Origin of the sequence: Pseudomonas qingdaonensis, assembly GCF_018398475.1 — a bacterium.
In the GTDB taxonomy this organism is placed as follows: Bacteria; Pseudomonadota; Gammaproteobacteria; order Pseudomonadales; family Pseudomonadaceae; genus Aquipseudomonas; species Aquipseudomonas palmensis.
The window spans coordinates 5,449,739-5,468,145 of the sequence record NZ_CP074676.1 but is presented as its reverse complement, the minus strand read 5'-3'; the positions used below and the strand labels follow the sequence as shown (position 1 = coordinate 5,468,145).

The 18,407-nt window shown below is 66.3% G+C and carries 16 protein-coding genes; 15 read left to right on the top strand and 1 reads right to left on the bottom strand.

Annotated features, from left to right (window positions below; genetic code table 11):
- The first annotated feature begins 18 nt into the window (after window positions 1–18).
- From glyA to KH389_RS25020, 12 genes are all read left to right on the top strand, one after another.
- Window positions 19–1,272 carry a serine hydroxymethyltransferase gene (gene glyA, locus KH389_RS25075; protein ID WP_213606443.1) on the top strand — a complete coding sequence of 418 codons (1,254 nt, stop codon included), beginning with the start codon at window positions 19–21 and terminating at the stop codon, window positions 1,270–1,272.
- Between the two features lie 15 nt (window positions 1,273–1,287).
- A complete protein-coding gene (locus KH389_RS25070; RefSeq protein WP_043863635.1) occupies window positions 1,288–2,538 on the top strand; it encodes a sarcosine oxidase subunit beta family protein in 1,251 nt (416 codons plus the stop codon).
- A 13-nt stretch (window positions 2,539–2,551) separates the two neighbouring features.
- Window positions 2,552–2,881, top strand: coding sequence for a sarcosine oxidase subunit delta (locus KH389_RS25065; protein ID WP_043863636.1), 330 nt, complete (start codon window positions 2,552–2,554; stop codon window positions 2,879–2,881).
- Window positions 2,878–5,895: a sarcosine oxidase subunit alpha gene (locus KH389_RS25060; protein WP_213606442.1), complete on the top strand. Its 3,018-nt coding sequence runs from the start codon at window positions 2,878–2,880 to the stop codon at window positions 5,893–5,895. Before KH389_RS25065 ends, KH389_RS25060 begins: the two co-directional genes overlap by 4 nt.
- Before the next feature lie 130 nt (window positions 5,896–6,025).
- Window positions 6,026–6,658: a sarcosine oxidase subunit gamma gene (locus KH389_RS25055; protein WP_100634804.1), complete on the top strand. Its 633-nt coding sequence runs from the start codon at window positions 6,026–6,028 to the stop codon at window positions 6,656–6,658.
- Complete coding sequence (purU, locus tag KH389_RS25050; protein ID WP_043863639.1) at window positions 6,655–7,512, top strand: formyltetrahydrofolate deformylase; 858 nt, start codon at window positions 6,655–6,657, stop codon at window positions 7,510–7,512. Before KH389_RS25055 ends, purU begins: the two co-directional genes overlap by 4 nt.
- A gap of 124 nt (window positions 7,513–7,636) precedes the next feature.
- Window positions 7,637–8,836 carry a formaldehyde dehydrogenase, glutathione-independent gene (gene fdhA / locus KH389_RS25045; RefSeq protein ID WP_043863640.1) on the top strand — a complete coding sequence of 400 codons (1,200 nt, stop codon included), beginning with the start codon at window positions 7,637–7,639 and terminating at the stop codon, window positions 8,834–8,836.
- Window positions 8,837–9,031: 195 nt separating this feature from the next.
- Complete coding sequence (locus tag KH389_RS25040) at window positions 9,032–11,386, top strand: glucose/quinate/shikimate family membrane-bound PQQ-dependent dehydrogenase (RefSeq protein WP_213606441.1); 2,355 nt, start codon at window positions 9,032–9,034, stop codon at window positions 11,384–11,386.
- 172 nt (window positions 11,387–11,558) lie between these two features.
- Window positions 11,559–12,125 (top strand): DUF2780 domain-containing protein, encoded by a 567-nt coding sequence (locus KH389_RS25035; protein ID WP_043863642.1) that lies wholly within the window; start codon window positions 11,559–11,561, stop codon window positions 12,123–12,125.
- Between the two features lie 71 nt (window positions 12,126–12,196).
- Entirely contained in the window at window positions 12,197–12,625 is a 429-nt protein-coding gene (locus KH389_RS25030) for a DUF350 domain-containing protein (protein WP_043863643.1), read from the top strand.
- 15 nt (window positions 12,626–12,640) lie between these two features.
- Window positions 12,641–13,336 (top strand): DUF1190 domain-containing protein, encoded by a 696-nt coding sequence (locus tag KH389_RS25025; protein WP_058541810.1) that lies wholly within the window; start codon window positions 12,641–12,643, stop codon window positions 13,334–13,336.
- Window positions 13,337–13,345: 9 nt separating this feature from the next.
- The gene (locus KH389_RS25020) at window positions 13,346–14,503 is read left to right on the top strand and encodes a glutathionylspermidine synthase family protein (protein ID WP_043863645.1); all 1,158 of its coding nucleotides are present in this window, start codon (window positions 13,346–13,348) and stop codon (window positions 14,501–14,503) included.
- Here KH389_RS25020 and KH389_RS25015 read toward each other — a convergent pair.
- A complete protein-coding gene (locus tag KH389_RS25015; protein WP_043863646.1) occupies window positions 14,500–15,390 on the bottom strand; it encodes an acyltransferase in 891 nt (296 codons plus the stop codon). The genes KH389_RS25020 and KH389_RS25015 overlap by 4 nt on opposite strands.
- A 180-nt stretch (window positions 15,391–15,570) precedes the next feature.
- Between KH389_RS25015 and rloA2 the strand changes: the two genes are divergently transcribed.
- The 3 genes from rloA2 to creC all read left to right on the top strand — a co-directional run bounded on the left by rloA2 (window position 15,571) and on the right by creC (window position 18,326).
- The gene (gene rloA2, locus KH389_RS25010) at window positions 15,571–16,071 is read left to right on the top strand and encodes a retropepsin-like aspartic peptidase RloA2 (protein WP_043863647.1); all 501 of its coding nucleotides are present in this window, start codon (window positions 15,571–15,573) and stop codon (window positions 16,069–16,071) included.
- 141 nt (window positions 16,072–16,212) lie between these two features.
- Window positions 16,213–16,893, top strand: coding sequence for a two-component system response regulator CreB (gene creB / locus KH389_RS25005; RefSeq protein WP_123753443.1), 681 nt, complete (start codon window positions 16,213–16,215; stop codon window positions 16,891–16,893).
- Window positions 16,893–18,326, top strand: a complete 1,434-nt coding sequence (gene creC / locus KH389_RS25000; RefSeq protein ID WP_213606440.1) for a two-component system sensor histidine kinase CreC — start codon at window positions 16,893–16,895, stop codon at window positions 18,324–18,326. The genes creB and creC overlap by 1 nt, the downstream gene beginning before the upstream one ends.
- Window positions 18,327–18,407 lie beyond the last annotated feature (81 nt).

Here is an 18,407-nt window from a genome sequence, read left to right as displayed (position 1 = left end):
ACTGCCGGGAGAGATGCGATGTTCACCAAGCACGACCAGATCCAGGGTTACGACGATGCACTGCTGGCGGCGATCAACGCCGAGGAACAGCGCCAGGAAGACCACATCGAACTGATCGCCTCGGAAAACTACACCAGCAAGCGCGTGATGCAGGCCCAGGGCAGCGGCCTGACCAACAAGTACGCCGAAGGCTACCCGGGCAAGCGCTACTACGGCGGCTGCGAGCACGTGGACAAGGTCGAGCAACTGGCCATCGATCGTGCCAGGCAGCTGTTCGGCGCCGACTATGCCAACGTCCAGCCGCACTCCGGCAGCCAGGCCAACGCCGCGGTGTACCTGGCCCTGCTGCAGGCCGGCGACACCGTGCTGGGCATGAGCCTGGCCCACGGCGGCCACCTCACCCACGGTGCCAAGGTCAGTTTCAGCGGCAAGCTGTACAACGCCGTGCAATACGGCATCGACACCCGCACCGGCCTGATCGACTACGACGAGGTCGAGCGCCTGGCCGTCGAGCACCAGCCGAAGATGATCATTGCCGGGTTTTCGGCCTACAGCAAAACCCTCGATTTCCCACGCTTTCGCCAGATCGCCGACAAGGTCAACGCCTACCTGTTCGTCGACATGGCCCACGTCGCCGGGCTGGTCGCGGCGGGCCTGTATCCCAACCCGCTGCCCTATGCCGACGTGGTCACCACCACCACCCACAAGACCCTGCGTGGCCCGCGTGGCGGGCTGATCCTGGCCAGGGCCAACGAAGCGCTGGAAAAGAAACTCAACGCCGCGGTGTTCCCCGGCGGGCAGGGCGGCCCGCTGATGCATGTGATCGCGGCCAAGGCGGTGTGCTTCAAGGAGGCCCTGGAGCCCGGCTTCAAGGCCTACCAGCAACAGGTGATCGACAACGCCCGGGCGATGGCTGCGGTGTTCATCGAGCGTGGTTTCGACGTGGTGTCCGGTGGCACCGACAACCACCTGTTCCTGGTCAGCCTGATCCGCCAGGGCCTGACCGGCAAGGACGCCGATGCCGCCCTGGGACGCGCCCACATCACCGTCAACAAGAACGCCGTGCCCAACGACCCACAGTCGCCGTTCGTCACCTCGGGCCTGCGCATCGGCACCCCGGCCGTCACCAGCCGTGGCTTCAAGGTGGCCCAGTGCACGGAGCTGGCCGGCTGGATCTGCGACATCCTCGACCACCTGGGCGATGCCGATGTCGAGGCCGACGTGGCCAGGAGCGTGTCGGCACTGTGTGCGGATTTTCCGGTTTACCGCTGAGTGGAGTAACAGACCATGCAACGCTATTCGGGCTTCGGCCTTTTCAAGCACTCGCTCAGCCACCACGAGAACTGGCAGCGCATGTGGCGCACGCCCACCCCGAAGAAGGTCTACGACGTGGTCATCGTCGGCGGCGGCGGGCACGGCCTGGCCACCGCCTACTACCTGGCCAAGGTGCACGGCATCACCAATGTGGCGGTGGTCGAGAAGGGCTGGCTGGGCGGCGGCAACACCGCGCGCAACACCACCATCGTGCGCTCCAACTACCTGTGGGACGAGTCGGCGCACCTCTATGAGCACGCGATGAAGCTCTGGGAGGGGTTGTCCCAGGACATCAACTACAACGTCATGTTCTCCCAGCGCGGGGTCTACAACCTGTGCCACACCCTGCAGGACATGCGCGACTCCGAGCGCCGGGTCAGCGCCAACCGGCTCAACGGCGTGGACGGCGAACTGCTGAACAGCAAGCAGGTGGCCGACGAGATTCCGCACCTGGACTGCTCCAGAAACACCCGTTATCCGGTTCTCGGCGCCACCGTGCAGCGGCGCGGCGGCGTGGCGCGTCACGATGCCGTGGCCTGGGGCTATGCGCGTGCCGCCGATGCCCTGGGCGTGGACCTGATCCAGCAGACCGAGGTGATCGGCTTTCGCAAGGAAAACGGCGCGGTGGTCGGCGTCGAGACCAACAAGGGCTTCATCGGTGCGCGGCGCGTGGGCGTGGTCACCGCCGGCAACTCCGGGCACATGGCCAGGCTGGCCGGCTTTCGCCTGCCCATCGAGTCGCACCCGCTGCAGGCACTGGTGTCCGAGCCGCTCAAGCCGATCATCGACAGCGTGATCATGTCCAACGCGGTGCACGGCTACATCAGCCAGTCGGACAAGGGCGACCTGGTGATCGGCGCCGGCATCGACGGCTGGGTGGGCTACGGCCAGCGCGGTTCGTACCCGGTGATCGAACATACCCTGCAGGCCATCGTCGAGATGTTCCCGATCCTGTCGCGGGTGCGCATGAACCGCCAGTGGGGCGGCATCGTCGACACCACCCCGGACGCCTGCCCGATCATCTCCAAGACCCCGGTGGCGAACATGTTCTTCAACTGCGGCTGGGGTACCGGCGGTTTCAAGGCCACGCCGGGCTCGGGCCACGTGTTCGCCGCAAGCCTGGCCACCGGCGAGATGCATGCACTGGCCAAGCCGTTTTCCATCGACCGTTTCCATAACGGCGCCCTGATCGACGAGCACGGCGCTGCCGCTGTCGCCCACTAACAGGAGACACTCCATGTTGCACATCTTCTGTCCCCACTGCGGCGAACTGCGCTCCGAGGAAGAATTCCATGCCGCCGGCCAGGCCCACATTCCGCGCCCGCTGGACCCGAATGCCTGCACCGACGAGCAGTGGGGCGACTACCTGTTCTTTCGTGACAACCCGCGCGGCCTGCACCACGAGCTGTGGATCCATGCCGCGGGCTGCCGCCAGTACTTCAACGCCACCCGCGACACCGTGACCTACGAGATTCTCGAAACCTATCCGATTGGTGCCAGGCCCCAGGCGCGCGCCCAGGAAAACGTCCCGCAGCTGGCTGTCACCGGCCAGGGAGAAAAGGTATGAGCCAGCGCTATCGTCTGCCCAACGGCGGTCGTATCGACCGCAGCCAGGTCCTCGACTTCACCTTCAACGGCCAGCGCTACCAGGGCTACCAGGGCGACACCCTGGCCGCCGCGCTGCTGGCCAATGGCGTCGACATCGTGGGGCGCAGCTTCAAGTACTCGCGCCCACGCGGCATCATCGCCGCCGGCAGCGAAGAGCCCAACGCGATCCTGCAGATCGGTGCCAGCGAGGCCACCCAGGTACCCAACGTGCGCGCTACCCAGCAGGCGCTGTACGCCGGGCTGGTGGCCACCAGCACCAACGGCTGGCCCAGCGTGAACACCGACGTGATGGGCATCCTCGGCAAGGTCGGCGGCAAGCTGATGCCGCCGGGGTTCTACTACAAGACGTTCATGTACCCGCAGTCGTTCTGGATGACCTACGAGAAGTACATCCGCAAGGCCGCGGGCCTGGGCCGTTCGCCGCTGGAAAACGACCCGGACAGCTACGACTACATGAACCACCACTGCGATGTGCTGGTGGTCGGCGCAGGCCCCGCCGGGCTGGCTGCGGCACTGGCAGCCGGGCGCAGCGGGGCGCGGGTGATCCTGGCCGACGAGCAGGAGGAGTTCGGCGGCAGCCTGCTCGATACCCGCGAGACCCTCGACGGCCAGCCCGCCGCCGAGTGGGTGGCCAAGGTGATCGACGAGCTGCAGGGCATGCCCGAGGTCACCTTGCTGGCGCGGGCCACGGTCAACGGCTACCACGACCACAACTTCCTCACGATCCACCAGCGCCTCACCGATCACCTGGGCGACCGCGCACCCATCGGCCGGGTGCGCCAGCGCATGCACCGTGTGCGCGCCGGGCGTGTGGTGCTGGCCACCGGTGCCCACGAGCGGCCGCTGGTGTACGGCAACAACGATGTGCCGGGCAACATGCTCGCCGGCGCGGTATCTACCTACGTGCGCCGTTATGGCGTGGCGCCGGGGCGCAAGCTGGTGCTGTCGACCAACAACGATCACGCCTATCGCGTGGCGCTGGACTGGCACGACGCCGGGCTCAAGGTGGTCGCGGTCGCCGATGCGCGGCACAACCCGCGTGGCTCGCTGGTGGAGGAGGCACGTGCCAAGGGCATTCGCATCCTCACCTCCAGCGCGGTGATCGAGGCGCGCGGCAGCAAGCATGTGACGGCAGCGCGGGTGGCAGCCATCGACGTGGCCGCACACCAGGTCACCAGCCCCGGCGAATGGCTGGACTGCGACCTGGTGGCGACGTCGGGCGGCTACAGCCCGGTGGTGCACCTGGCTTCGCACCTGGGCGGCAAGCCGCTGTGGCGCGACGACATTCTCGGCTTCGTGCCCGGCGAAGCGCCGCAGAAGCGCGTGTGCGTGGGTGGCGTCAATGGCGTGTTCGCCCTGGGCGATGCGCTGGCCGACGGTTTCGAAGGCGGCGTGCGTGCGGCCACCGAGGCCGGCTTCAAGGCAGTGGAGGGCGTCCTGCCCAAGGTGCTGGTGCGTCCGGAGGAGCCCACCGTGGCGCTCTTCCAGGTGCCCCATGACCGCAACACCGCGCGGGCACCCAAGCAGTTCGTCGACCAGCAGAACGATGTGACTGCGGCCGCTATCGAACTGGCCACCCGCGAAGGCTTCGAGTCGGTGGAGCACGTCAAGCGCTACACCGCGCTGGGGTTCGGCACCGACCAGGGCAAGCTGGGCAACATCAACGGGCTGGCGATCGCCGCACGCTCGCTGGGCATCGGCATTGCGCAGATGGGCACCACCATGTTTCGCCCCAACTACACGCCGGTGACCTTCGGCGCGGTGGCCGGGCGCCATTGCGGCCACCTGTTCGAGCCGGTGCGCTTCACCGCGCTGCATGCCTGGCATGTGAAGAACGGCGCCGAGTTCGAGGACGTCGGCCAGTGGAAGCGCCCGTGGTATTTCCCCCGCGGCGGCGAAGACCTGCAGGCGGCGGTGGCCCGTGAATGCAAGGCGGTGCGCGACAGCGTCGGCCTGCTGGATGCCTCGACCCTGGGCAAGATCGACATTCAGGGCCCGGACGCCCGTGAGTTCCTCAACCGCATCTACACCAACGCCTGGACCAAGCTCGACGTGGGCAAGGCGCGCTACGGCCTGATGTGCAAGGAAGACGGCATGGTTTTCGACGATGGCGTGACCGCGTGCCTGGGCGACAACCACTTCCTGATGACCACCACCACCGGCGGCGCGGCGCGGGTGCTGCAATGGCTGGAGATCTACCAGCAGACCGAATGGCCAGAGCTGAAGGTGTACTTCACCTCCGTCACCGACCACTGGGCCACGCTGACCCTGTCGGGGCCCAACAGCCGCAAGCTGCTGGCTGAAGTGACTGACATCGACCTGGACAGGGACGCCTTCCCGTTCATGAGCTGGAAGGAGGGCCTGGTGGGCGGGGTGCCGGCGCGGGTGTTCCGCATCTCGTTCACCGGCGAGCTGTCGTATGAAGTGAACGTGCAGGCCAATTACGCGATGGGCGTGCTGGAGCAGATCGTTGCCGCCGGCAAGCCGTACAACCTCACCCCCTATGGCACCGAGACCATGCACGTGCTGCGCGCCGAGAAAGGTTTCATCATTGTTGGCCAGGACACCGACGGCTCGATGACCCCGGACGACCTGAACATGGGTTGGTGCGTGGGGCGCACCAAGCCGTTCTCGTGGATCGGCTGGCGCGGCATGAACCGGGAAGACTGCGTGCGCGAGAACCGCAAGCAGCTGGTGGGGCTCAAGCCGGTGGACCCGAGCCAGTGGTTGCCCGAGGGCGCGCAGCTGGTGCTGGACCCCAAACAGCCGATTCCGATGGACATGGTGGGGCACGTGACCTCGAGCTACGCGAGCAACTCGCTGGGCTATTCGTTTGCCATGGGGGTGGTCAAGGGCGGGCTCAAACGCATGGGCGAGCGGGTGTTTTCGCCGCAGGCCGATGGCAGCGTGATCGAGGCCGAGATCTGCGCCTCGGTGTTCTTTGATCCGAAGGGTGAGCGGCAGAACATCTGATGGTTGCAGGAGCAGCCTTGTTGGCGAAGCGACCACCGCGCACCGGGTTGCAACCGGGTCGCGGGCTTCGCCGGCAAGGCCGGCTCCTACAAAGAGATCACAGCACTACTGAATTCAAGGCAGGTATGTAATGAGCGCAATCAACGTCTACCCGCAACGCCCCGAGACTGACGCCAGGGCCGAATCACCCCTGCATCACGCCGACCTGCCCAGCCTGGTCGGCAAGGGCCGCAAGAACCCCGGCGTGACCCTGCGCGAGAAGAAGTTCCTCGGCCACCTGACCCTGCGCGGCAACGCCCACGACCCGGCTTTCGTCAGCGGCGTGCAACAAGCGCTGGGCCTGGAACTGCCGGTCGCACTCACCGTGGTCGCCAGCGGCGAGGCCTCGCTGCAGTGGATGGGCCCCGACGAGTGGCTGCTGATCGTGCCCGGTGGCGAGGAGCTGGCCGCCGAGCAGAAGCTGCGCGAAGCCCTCGACGGGCAACACATCCAGGTGGTCAACGTCAGCGGCGGGCAGACCCTGCTCGAACTGAGCGGGCCCAGGGTGCGCGAGGTGCTGATGAAGTCCACCAGCTACGACGTGCACCCCAACAACTTCCCGGTGGGCAAGGCGGTGGGCACGGTGTTCGCCAAGTCCCAGCTGGTGATCCGGCGCACCGGGGAGGACACCTGGGAGCTGCTGATCCGGCGCAGCTTCAGCGACTACTGGTGGCTGTGGCTGCAGGATGCCTGCGCCGAACATGGCCTGAGCATCGCCTCATGAGCCGTGCGCCGGACACCTGGATCCTTACCGCCGACTGCCCCAGCCTGCTGGGTACGGTGGACGCGGTGACGCGCTACCTGTACGAGCAGCAGTGCTACGTCACCGAGCATCATTCGTTCGATGACCGGCTGTCGGCGCGGTTCTTCATACGGGTGGAGTTTCGCCAGCCCGAGGCATTCGACGAGCAGGCCTTTCGCGCAGGCCTGGCCGCCCGTGGCGAAGCGTTCGGCATGACCTTCGAGCTGACTGCGCCCAGGCACCGGCCCAAGGTGGTGATCATGGTGTCCAAGGCCGATCATTGCCTCAACGACCTGCTGTACCGCCAGCGCATCGGCCAGCTGGCGATGGACGTGGTGGCGGTGATTTCCAACCACCCGGACCTGGAGCCGCTGGCGCACTGGCACCGCATCCCCTATTACCACTTTGCCCTCGACCCGCAGGACAAGCCGGCGCAGGAGCGCAAGGTGCTGCAGGTGATCGAGGCGTCCGGCGCCGAGCTGGTGATCCTTGCGCGCTACATGCAGGTGCTGTCGCCGGAGCTGTGCCGACGCCTGGATGGCTGGGCGATCAACATCCATCACTCGCTGCTGCCGGGGTTCAAGGGCGCCAAGCCGTATCACCAGGCCTACAACAAGGGCGTGAAGCTGGTGGGGGCCACGGCGCATTACATCAACAACGACCTGGACGAGGGCCCGATCATTGCCCAGGGCGTGGAAGCCGTGGATCACAGCCACTACCCTGAAGACCTGATTGCCCGCGGGCGCGATATCGAATGCCTGACGTTGGCGCGGGCGGTGGGGTATCACATCGAGCGGCGGGTGTTTTTGAACGCCAATCGCACGGTGGTGCTGTAGCGGGTGCATCGCGGGTCAAGCCCGCTCCCACAGGGACCGTGGGAGCGGGCTTGACCCGCGATGAGGCCCGAAAGACGGACAGAACATTCAGCGCGACATAACAACAATCGAGCGAGGTGAAAGCATGTCTGGCAATCGTGGTGTGGTGTACCTGGGCGCAGGCAAGGTCGAGGTGCAAACAATCCCCTATCCCAAAATGCAGGACCCACGTGGGCGCAAGATCGAACACGGCGTGATCCTGCGGGTGGTCTCCACCAATATCTGCGGCTCCGACCAGCACATGGTGCGCGGTCGTACCACCGCCCAGACCGGCCTGGTGCTGGGGCACGAAATCACCGGCGAGGTCATCGAGAAAGGCCGTGACGTCGAGAACCTGCAACTGGGCGACCTGGTCTCGGTGCCGTTCAACGTGGCCTGCGGGCGCTGCCGCTCGTGCAAGGAACAACACACCGGCGTGTGCCTGAGCGTCAACCCGGCCCGCGCCGGCGGCGCCTACGGCTATGTCGACATGGGCGACTGGACCGGCGGGCAGGCCGAGTATGTGCTGGTGCCCTACGCCGACTTCAACCTGCTCAAGCTGCCCGACCGCGACAAGGCCATGGAGAAGATCCGCGACCTGACCTGCCTCTCCGACATCCTGCCCACCGGCTACCACGGTGCGGTCACCGCAGGTGTCGGCCCCGGCAGCACGGTGTACGTGGCCGGTGCCGGCCCGGTCGGCCTGGCCGCTGCCGCCTCGGCGCGGCTGCTGGGCGCGGCGGTGGTGATCATCGGTGATGTGAACCCGGTACGTCTGGCCCATGCCAAGGCCCAGGGCTTCGAGGTCGCCGACCTGTCCCAGGACACCCCGCTGCACGAACAGATCGCCAACCTGCTGGGCGAGCCGGAGGTGGACTGCGCGGTCGATGCGGTGGGCTTCGAGGCCCGTGGCCACGGGCATGCCGGGGCCCAGCACGAGGCGCCGGCCACGGTGCTCAACTCGCTGATGGGGGTGGTGCGGGTCGCCGGCAAGATCGGCATCCCCGGCCTGTACGTGACCGAAGACCCGGGTGCGGTGGATGCCGCAGCCAAGATGGGCAGCCTGAGCATCCGTTTCGGCCTGGGCTGGGCCAAGTCCCACAGCTTCCACACCGGGCAGACCCCGGTGATGAAGTACAACCGCGCCCTGATGCAGGCCATCATGTGGGACCGCATCAACATCGCCGAGGTGGTCGGCGTGCAGGTCATCAGCCTGGATCAGGCGCCCGAGGGCTACGGCGAGTTCGATGCCGGCGTGCCGAAGAAATTCGTGATCGACCCGCACACGCTGTTCAGCGCAGCGTAAGACCAATGTCTACCCGGTTTCAGGCCCCTGAAGCCGGGCTGACAGACAAATTGTCGCAGTAGCCCGCAATTTTTTGTTACCCTTAAACGTACTAACTGGTTAACAAGCAAGCTACCTAAATGCGCCGACTATGCTCGGGATTGGGTCGGCCAACTGTTGACGGTGGTTTTTCACTACGTTTAGGACGGTAATCACATGAACGAACAGGCAGGTGCTCCGGGCACCGCAAAGTGGCTGCTGGGAGGTCTGGGCATCCTGATCGCCCTGATCGGCCTGGTGCTGGCAGGGGGCGGTGCGTACCTGAGCAGCCTCGGTGGTAGCTGGTACTTCCTTCTGATGGGCCTGGCGATGCTGGTCAGCGGTGTGCTGATCGCGCGGCGCAAGCCGTCGGGCGCCTGGCTGTACGCGGTGGCCCTGGTACTCACCGCGATCTGGGCGGTGTGGGATGCCGGCCTGGACTTCTGGCCGCTGGTCTCGCGGGTACTGACCTTTGCCGTGATCGGCCTGGTCATCGCGCTGGTGTTCCCGAGCCTGCAACGCGCCGACGGTCGTGCGGCCGGGCGTGGCGCGTTCGCGGTGGCCGGTGTGCTGGCCGTTGGCGTGGTCGCCACCCTGGGCTACATGTTCGTGCCCACCCACGTGGTCACCGCCAGCAGCGAGCCTGCGGTGCAGCCGGTCAAGCCGGGCACCGAGCAGAAGGACTGGGCGCACTGGGGCAACACCACCGCCGGCAACCGCTTTGCCGCGCTGGACCAGATCAACAAGGGCAACGTCGACAAGCTGCAGGTGGCCTGGACCTTCCATACCGGTGACGTGCCGCAAAGCACCGGCGCCGGTGCCGAAGACCAGAACACGCCGCTGCAGATCGGCGACACCCTGTATTCCTGCACCGCCTACGGCAAGGTCTTCGCCCTGGACGTGGACACCGGCAAGCAGCGCTGGATGTTCGACCCCAAGGGCAGCGCGCCGAACTGGCAGCGTTGCCGTGGCCTGGGCTACTCCGAAACCCCGCTGGCCGCCGACGCCGGCCCGCAGGCCTGCGCCAAGCGCCTGTTCCTGCCCACCGGCGATGCCCGCCTGATCGCGATCAACGCCGAAAACGGCGAAGCATGTGCCGACTTTGGCGATAACGGCGTGGTCGACCTGAGCGTCGACATGGGCGAGATCAAACCGGGCTATTACCAGCAGACCTCCACCCCGCTGGTGGCCGGCGATGTGGTGATCGTCGGTGGCCGCGTGGCCGACAACTTCTCCACCGGCGAACCGCCGGGCGTGGTGCGTGCCTTTGACGTGCGGACCGGCGAGCTGGCCTGGGCCTGGGACCCGGGCAACCCGAACATCACCAAGCGTCCGCCCGAAGGCCAGACCTACACCCGTGGCACGCCCAACGTGTGGTCGGCGATGTCCTATGACGCCAAGCTGGGCCTGGTGTACCTGCCGACCGGCAACGCCACCCCGGACTTCTTCGCCGGCACCCGTACCGAACTGGACGACAAGTACAGCTCCTCGATCGTGGCGCTGGACGTGAAGAACGGCCAGGTGCGCTGGCACTTCCAGACCACCCACCACGACCTGTGGGACTTCGACCTGCCGGCCCAGCCGCTGCTGTACGACATCCCGGATGACAAGGGTGGCGTGCAACCGGCGCTGGCCCAGGTGACCAAGCAGGGCGAGATCTTCGTGATCAACCGTGAAACCGGCGTGCCGATTGCCAAGGTCGAAGAGAAGCCGGTGCCCCAGGGCAACGTGCCGGGCGAGCGTTATTCGCCGACTCAGCCGTTCTCGGTAGAGATGCCGTCGATCGGCAACCAGACCCTGAAAGAGTCGGACATGTGGGGCGCGACCCCGTTCGACCAGATGCTGTGCCGCATCTCGTTCAAGGGCATGCGCCACGAGGGCGTGTACACCCCGCCAGGGCTGGACCCGGCGTTGCAGTTCCCCGGGTCGCTGGGTGGCATGAACTGGGGTAGCGTGTCGGTCGACCCGACCAGCAACTACATGTTCGTCAACGACATGCGTCTGGGCCTGGCCAACTACATGATCCCGCGTGCAGACATTCCCAAAGGTGCCAGCGGCATCGAGATGGGTGTGGTGCCGCAGGACGGTACGCCGTATGGCGCGATGCGCCAGCGCTTCCTGTCCGCGGCCGGTATTCCTTGCCAGAAGCCGCCGTTCGGCACCATGTCGGCCATCGACCTGAAGACCAGGAAACTGATGTGGCAGGTGCCGGTCGGTACCGTGCAGGACACCGGGCCGCTGGGCATCCGCATGCACCTGCCGATCCCGATCGGCATGCCGACCCTGGGCGCTTCGCTGTCGACCCAGTCGGGCCTGCTGTTCTTTGCCGGCACCCAGGACTTCTACCTGCGTGCGTTCGACTCGGGCAACGGCAACGAGATCTGGAAGGCGCGTCTGCCGGTGGGCAGCCAGTCGGGGCCGATGACCTACGTGTCGCCCAAGACCGGCAAGCAATACATCCTGATCAGTGCTGGCGGTGCGCGTCAGTCCCCGGATCGGGGTGATTACGTGATTGCGTACGCCTTGCCCTAGGGCGGGTTGCCATTCTGTTGCAGGAGCCAGCCTTGCTGGCGAAAGCGGCCACCGCGTACCCCTGATATCGCGGTGCTGTTTTCGCCGGCAAGGCCGGCTCCTACAGTCGATGACGGCGGAACATTCACCGCAGATACGGGTCGAAACCTCGCTTTCCTACGAGGTCCGCCCCATGAAACGTTTCGCACTGCTCTCCCTGCTGGCACTCGCCACCACCTCGGCCCTGGCCTTCAATCTCAACGATGCCGCCAACGCCGTATCTGCCATGCAAGGCAACAAACAGCAGGACGCTGCCGTTCAAGCCCCGGCCCCCTCGGCCAACCTGCTCAATACCCTGGGCGACCAACTCGATATCACCCCCGAACAGGCCATTGGCGGCACCGGCGCGCTGCTGGGCCTGGCCAGGCATCAGCTCAGCAGCAGCGACTACTCGCAACTGAGCAAGGCCGTGCCCGGCCTTGACCTGCTGTCCGGCGACAATGCCCTGGGCGGCCTCAGCGGCCTGGGCGAGCTGCTCGGCAAGAGCGGCAATTCCTCGGCCCTGAGCAACGCACTGGGCAACGTCAAGGACACCGACGACCTGAACAACGCCTTCGGCGCCCTGGGCATGAACACCGGCATGATCGCCCAGTTCGCCCCGCTGATCCTGCAGTACCTGGGCCAGCAGGGCGTGGCCGGTTCGCTGCTGCAGAGCCTGGGCGGCATCTGGGGCACCCCGGCCGCCGTGCCTTCGGTGTAAGCCGGCGGTTTGCCGAGGCGGGGCGGTGTGGTATACGTCCCGCCCCGTTCAAGCAAGGAAGTGCGACCCCGATGTTCATGGATGCCCTGAAGATGTCCCTGCCGGCCGATGCCGTGCTGGGTTTTCTGTTCTACATGGCCGGCGCCGCCGTGCTGTTCGCGCTCTATGCGTTCATCTATACCCGCCTGACCCCCTACAACGAATTTGCCCTGATCCGCGAAGGCAACAGCGCTGCCGCCATCGCCCTGGGCGGTGCGCTGCTGGGTTTCGCCATCCCCGTGTCCGGGGCCATCTCCCATTCGATCTCGCTGCTCGACTTCCTGCTGTGGTCGGTGATCGCCGGCGCCGTGCAGTTGCTCGCGTTCGTGGTGGTCAGCGTGGTGGTCAAGGGCATGGACGAGCGTATCCGCCGTCAGGAAAACGCGGCCGCCATCCTGCTGGCCGCCGTGGCCATCGGCATCGGCATGCTCAATGCCGCGTGCATGACCCCAGCGGCCTGACAGCGGAGCACAGCCATGAAACGCAGCACGAGCATTCGGCTGATTGCCCTGGGCAGCCTGCCGCTGGCGCTGGCCGCCTGTGACAGTGATCGCAGCGCCACCCGCGTGGTCAGCGAGGTCAAGCGTTACCAGGACGTCGACAGCTGCGCCCTGGCCGGGGTAAGCCGTTCGGTGTGCGACAACGCCTGGAACGTCGCCCGCCAGCACCACGATGCCAACGCCCCACGCTTCACCCGCCTGGAAGACTGCCTGGCCAGCTTCGAGCAGTGCGAGCCAGGTCAGGGCGCGAGCTTTCACATGCCGCGCATGCAAGGCTTCGCCCTGACCACCGAGCGCCAGGTGTATGACGACGGGCTGAACCAGACCTCCAGCACCACCTCGTCGGCCGTGTATGGCGGCGGCGGTGGCCGCTACGACTACGTCAATGTCGAGCCGCGCTACCTGTCGGAGGCGATCTACCACGAGCGTGAAGGGCGCGAAGGGTTCAGGGCCAGCTCGCTGACCGACCAGGTCAACAGCGGCAACCAGTATGCCGGGCTGGTCGAGGACCACGCGCCGTCCAGCCGTTTCAACGGCGGGGCTGGTGCCGATGCCCATGCGTCGGTGCTGCCGGCGCGCTTCATGGCCTCGGCACGGCCCTGGACGGTGGGCAGCCACCCCGGCTTCGCGGCCCATGTACCAGGCCGTGGCGGCTTCGGTTTCGGTTCCTGAGGGCGGGCGATGAAACGTATTGCCTGCACCCCGCGCGCGGACTGGAAAGCCACCGCCGAACACTACGGCTTCAGGTTCCACACCTTCGGCGACGAGCCGTACTGGGACGAGTCGGCGTGCTACCAGTTCACCCTGCGCCAGATCGAGGACGACCTCGAAGAACCCACCCGCCAGTTGCACGAGCTGTGCATGGACCTGGTGGCGCGGGCAGTGGACAGCGAAGAGCTGCTCGACCGCCTGGCCATCCCGCGTGACTACCGCGACCTGATCCGCCGCTCATGGCGCGACGGGCACCCGCATTTCTACGGGCGCATGGACCTGAGCTACGACGGCCATGGCCCGGCCAAGCTGCTGGAAGCCAACTACGACACACCCACCTCGCTGTACGAGGCCGGCTTCTTCCAGTACCTGTGGCTTGAGCAGCAGATGCAGCGCGGCGTACTGCCGGCCGATGCCGACCAGTTCAACAGCCTTGAAGAGAAGCTCGGCCAGGTGTTCGGCGCCAACACCTTTGCCACGCCGTTCTACTTTGCCTCGGTCAGGGACTCGCTGGAGGATCGTGGCACGGTGCAGTACCTGTGCGACATTGCCACCGCCGCCGGGCTCGATACACGCCTGATCGATGTGGAAGACATCGGCCTGAACCCGGCCGGGCGTTTCATCGACCGCAGTGGGGCGCCGATCCCCAGCCTGTTCAAGCTCTACCCGTGGGAAGACATGTTCCACGACCGCTATGGCCCGGCGATTGCCGGCAGCGGCACGCTGTTCGTCGAGCCGCCCTGGAAGGCGCTGCTGTCGAACAAGGGCATGCTGGCGCTGCTGTGGGAGCAGCACGAAGGGCACCCGAACCTGCTGCCCGCATTCATCGACGCCACGCCCGAACGGCCGCTGGCGCCGGGGTGGGTGCGCAAGCCGTTCTTCTCGCGGGAGGGGGCGAATGTGGAGATTCATACCCCTGACGGGCAGCGGGTGAAGGAGGAGGGGCCGTATGGCAGTGGCCCCCACGTGATCCAGCAGTTTCATGCCTTGCCACGGTTTGCCGGCAGCCACACGGTGATCGGCAGCTGGGTGGTTGGCGATCAGCCGGCAGGCATCGGCATTCGCGAGGACAACTCGCTGATCACCAAGGACAGCAGCCGCTTCGTGCCCCACGCGATCATCGGCTAGCGGCGCAGCTCCTGGCGCAGTTGCTCGATGCGCGCGTCCTTGTCGTGCCACAGCTGGTTGACCCAGTCCTGTACGCTGCGCCGGAATTGCGGGTCGTTCTCGTAGTCGCCGCGCCACAGGGCCGGGTCCAGTGCGCGTACCTGGATGTCCACGATCACTCGCGGCACTGCACCGCTGACCAGGTCCCAGAACCCCGGCGCGGTGTCGCCGGGGTACACCAGGGTCACGTCGAGCAGGGCGTCGAGCTGTTCGCCCAGCGCGGCGAGCACGAACGCCACGCCGCCGGCCTTGGGCTTGAGCAGGTGGCGGAACGGCGAGCCCTGGGCATCGCGCTTGGCCGGGGTGAAGCGGGTACCTTCGAGGTAGTTGACCACGGTCACCGGCTGGCGCTTGAACAGCTCGCAGGCGGCCTTGGTGATCTCCAGGTCCTGGCCCTTGAGGTGCGGGTGGCGTTCGAGGAAGGCCTTGCTGTAACGCTTCATGAACGGGTAGTCCAGCGCCCACCAGGCAAGGCCCAGGAACGGCACCCAGATCAGTTCCTTTTTCAGGAAGAACTTGAAGAACGGAATGCGCCGGTTGAACACCTGGATCAGCGCGGGAATATCCACCCAGCTCTGGTGGTTGCTGACCATCAGGTAGGAGGTGTCCAGGCGCAGGTCGGCGGCGCCGCGCACGTCCCAGCGGGTGGGGATGCACAGGGCGAAGATCAGCTTGTCGATCTCGGCCCAGGTCTCGGCGATCCACATCACCGCCCACGAGGCGTAGTCGCGGTAGCGGCCGGGCAGTACCAGCTTGAGCAGGGCGAAGACCAGCAACGGGCCGATCAGCACCAGGGTGTTGAGCAAGAGCAGCAGGGTCACAAGACTGCCGGTAAGCAGGCGGCGCATAAGAAAACTCTGATTTTCGGTTAGGCGGTCGGCCATGATAAGCAGGGATTCGGTTCAGGCCAAATTCTGGGCAGCCCACGGCGCGGACAAATGTTTCACATTGTGTTGAATACCCTGTGGCGACGAACCTATGCTGCTGCGGCAGTCTAAACACAGACTTTTCTCAAGGAAGCTGACCCGGTGAAATCCGTACTTGCACTGCTTTCCCTGCTGGCCTTGCCGGTGATGGCCGCCGAGCCGACCCTGTATGGCCGTTATGAATACATTGGCGTGGCGGACCTCGACCAGACGTTCAAGGCCAAGATGGACACCGGCGCGCTGACCGCGTCGCTGTCGGCCAAGGACATCGAGCGCTTCAAGCGTGATGGTGAGGACTGGGTGCGGTTCCGCCTGGCGACCAAGGATGCCGACGGCAAGGTGTATGAACACAAGGTGGCGCGCATCAGCAAGATCAAGAGCCGCGCCGATGAAGACGAGGACGGCGAAGCACCCGACCCGGCCAAGCGTCCGGTGGTGGAGCTGGAGTTGTGCCTGGGCGACGTCAAGCGCACGGTGGAGGTCAACCTGACCGACCGCAGCAGCTTCAACTACCCGCTGCTGATCGGGGCCAAGGCGCTGCGCGAGTTCGGCGCGGCGGTGAACCCGGCGCGCCGGTTCACGGCGGGCAAGCCTGAATGCTGAGTTGAATCCATCGCGGCTCAAGCCCGCTCCCACAAGGGCCGTCGTTCTCCCGTGGGAGCGGGCTTGAGCCGCGACAGGGCCTTGTCAGTCGAGGGATAATCCCCTACAAGTGCACCCAAACCTGCCAGGCCTGCACCGCCCATGCCCCACATACTGATTGTCGAAGACGAAGCGGCCATCGCCGACACCCTGATCTTTGCCCTGCAAGGCGACGGTCACAGCACCGAATGGGTGACCCTGGGTAGCGCCGCGCTGGAACAGCAGCGTCAGCGCCCGGCTGACCTGATCATCCTCGATATCGGCCTGCCGGATATCAACGGCTTCGAAACCTGCCGCCAGCTGCGCCGCTTCAGCGAGGTGCCGGTGATGTTCCTCAGCGCCCGCGATGGGGAGATCGACCGCGTGGTGGGCCTGGAGATCGGTGCCGACGACTATGTGGTCAAACCCTTCAGCCCGCGTGAAGTGGCGGCGCGGGTACGCGCCATCCTCAAGCGCATGACCCCGCGCAGCGAACCCGAGGCCCCCGAGACGCCCTTCAGCATCGACTCCCAGCGCCTGCAAATCAGTTATCGCGGTCAATCGCTCAACCTCACCCGGCACGAATTTCGCCTGCTGCAATGCCTGCTCGAACAACCCGAACGGGTGTTCAGCCGCGAGCAACTGCTGGATGCCACCGGCGTGCCGGCCGAGGCCGGCTACGAGCGCAACGTCGACAGCCACATCAAGAGCCTGCGCGCCAAGCTGCGGACCGTGCAGGCCGACGCCGAACCTATCCAGACCCACCGCGGCCTGGGCTACAGCTACAGCCCCGGGCACAGCTGATGCGCCTGGGCATCCGCATCTTCCTGGTGTACTTCCTGTTCGTCGGGCTGACCGGCTACTTCATCCTCAACACCGTGCGCGAACAGGTGCGCCCGGGTGTGCGCCAGTCCACCGAGGAAACCCTGGTGGACACCGCCAACCTGCTGGCCGAGATTCTGCGCGACGAGGTCAAGGCCGGCACCCTCGGCCAGGGCCGGCTGCCCGAGCTGCTCAAGGCTTACGGCAAGCGCCAGCCCAGGGCCGATATCTGGGGCCTGGCCAAGAACGAGGTCAACCACCGCATCTACGTCACCGACGTCAACGGCAAGGTGTTGCTCGACTCCAGCGGCGAAGCCCTGGGCCAGGACTATTCGCGCTGGAACGACGTGTACCTGACCCTGCGCGGCGAGTATGGCGCCCGCTCCACCCGCAGCGATCCGGACGACCCGGAGTCGTCGGTGATGCACGTGGCGGCGCCGATCATCGATGCCGGCAAGATCATCGGCGTGGTCACCGTGGCCAAGCCGAACAAGTCGTTGCAGCCGTACATCGATCGCTCCGAGCGGCGCCTGTTCAACCTGGGCCTTGGCCTGATCGTGCTGGGCCTGCTGGTGGGCGCCGGGCTGTCGTGGTGGCTGGCGCGCTCGCTACGTCGGCTGACGCGCTATGCGCAGGCGGTCAGCGAGGGTGAACGCGTGGCCTTGCCGCATTACCGCGGCGGCGAGCTGGCGCAACTGGCCGGTGCGGTGGAGCGCATGCGCACGCAGCTGGAGGGCAGGGCGTATGTGGAGCGCTACGTGCACACCCTGACCCACGAGCTGAAAAGCCCGCTGGCGGCGATTCGCGGGGCCAGCGAGCTGCTGCAGGGGCCGATGAGCGACGAGCAGCGCCAACGCTTTGCCAGCAATATCGAAAGCGAGAGCGCGCGCATGCAGCAGTTGATCGAGCGGCTGCTGGACCTGGCCCAGGTCGAGCAGCGCCAGGGCCTGGAAGACCAGCAGCAGGTGCCGCTGGCGGCGCTGGTGGACGAGGTGCTGCTGGCCCAGAGCGCGCGCATCGAAAGCGCCGGCCTGCAGGTGCGCCAGCGGGTACCGGCCAGCGTGCGGCTGCTGTGCGAGCCGTTTCTGCTGCGCCAGGCCATCGGCAACCTGCTGGAGAACGCCCTGGACTTCACCCCGCCGGGCGGCCTGCTGGTGGTCGACCTGGAGACACGGGGCCCACGGCTGGCGCTGAGCCTGTACAACCAGGGGGCGGCGATCCCGGACTATGCCCTGGGCCGGCTCAGCGAGCGCTTCTACTCGCTGCCGCGCCCGGGCACGGGGCGCAAGAGCACAGGCCTTGGGCTGAACTTCGTCGAGGAAGTGATGCAGCTGCATGGCGGCTCGCTGGAGGTGGCCAACGTCGAGGACGGCGTGCGGGTGCGCCTGTGGCTGCCCAACGAGCGGCTGGGCTGAGCTCCACGCACTCTCCACATAACTCCACACAAGCGCCCAACCCGCTCCATGCACGGCGGGCAGACTGGCTCCATCGAAACC

What these genes read in the sequence shown, in the direction of transcription:
- glyA (WP_213606443.1), top strand. Translation starts at nt 19, where the DNA reads ATGTTCACCAAGCACGACCAGATCCAGGGTTACGACGATGCACTGCTG.
- KH389_RS25070 (WP_043863635.1), top strand. Translation starts at nt 1,288, where the DNA reads ATGCAACGCTATTCGGGCTTCGGCCTTTTCAAGCACTCGCTCAGCCAC.
- KH389_RS25065 (WP_043863636.1), top strand. Translation starts at nt 2,552, where the DNA reads ATGTTGCACATCTTCTGTCCCCACTGCGGCGAACTGCGCTCCGAGGAA.
- KH389_RS25060 (WP_213606442.1), top strand. Translation starts at nt 2,878, where the DNA reads ATGAGCCAGCGCTATCGTCTGCCCAACGGCGGTCGTATCGACCGCAGC.
- KH389_RS25055 (WP_100634804.1), top strand. Translation starts at nt 6,026, where the DNA reads ATGAGCGCAATCAACGTCTACCCGCAACGCCCCGAGACTGACGCCAGG.
- purU (WP_043863639.1), top strand. Translation starts at nt 6,655, where the DNA reads ATGAGCCGTGCGCCGGACACCTGGATCCTTACCGCCGACTGCCCCAGC.
- fdhA (WP_043863640.1), top strand. Translation starts at nt 7,637, where the DNA reads ATGTCTGGCAATCGTGGTGTGGTGTACCTGGGCGCAGGCAAGGTCGAG.
- KH389_RS25040 (WP_213606441.1), top strand. Translation starts at nt 9,032, where the DNA reads ATGAACGAACAGGCAGGTGCTCCGGGCACCGCAAAGTGGCTGCTGGGA.
- KH389_RS25035 (WP_043863642.1), top strand. Translation starts at nt 11,559, where the DNA reads ATGAAACGTTTCGCACTGCTCTCCCTGCTGGCACTCGCCACCACCTCG.
- KH389_RS25030 (WP_043863643.1), top strand. Translation starts at nt 12,197, where the DNA reads ATGTTCATGGATGCCCTGAAGATGTCCCTGCCGGCCGATGCCGTGCTG.
- KH389_RS25025 (WP_058541810.1), top strand. Translation starts at nt 12,641, where the DNA reads ATGAAACGCAGCACGAGCATTCGGCTGATTGCCCTGGGCAGCCTGCCG.
- KH389_RS25020 (WP_043863645.1), top strand. Translation starts at nt 13,346, where the DNA reads ATGAAACGTATTGCCTGCACCCCGCGCGCGGACTGGAAAGCCACCGCC.
- KH389_RS25015 (WP_043863646.1), bottom strand. Translation starts at nt 15,390, where the DNA reads ATGCGCCGCCTGCTTACCGGCAGTCTTGTGACCCTGCTGCTCTTGCTC.
- creB (WP_123753443.1), top strand. Translation starts at nt 16,213, where the DNA reads ATGCCCCACATACTGATTGTCGAAGACGAAGCGGCCATCGCCGACACC.
- creC (WP_213606440.1), top strand. Translation starts at nt 16,893, where the DNA reads ATGCGCCTGGGCATCCGCATCTTCCTGGTGTACTTCCTGTTCGTCGGG.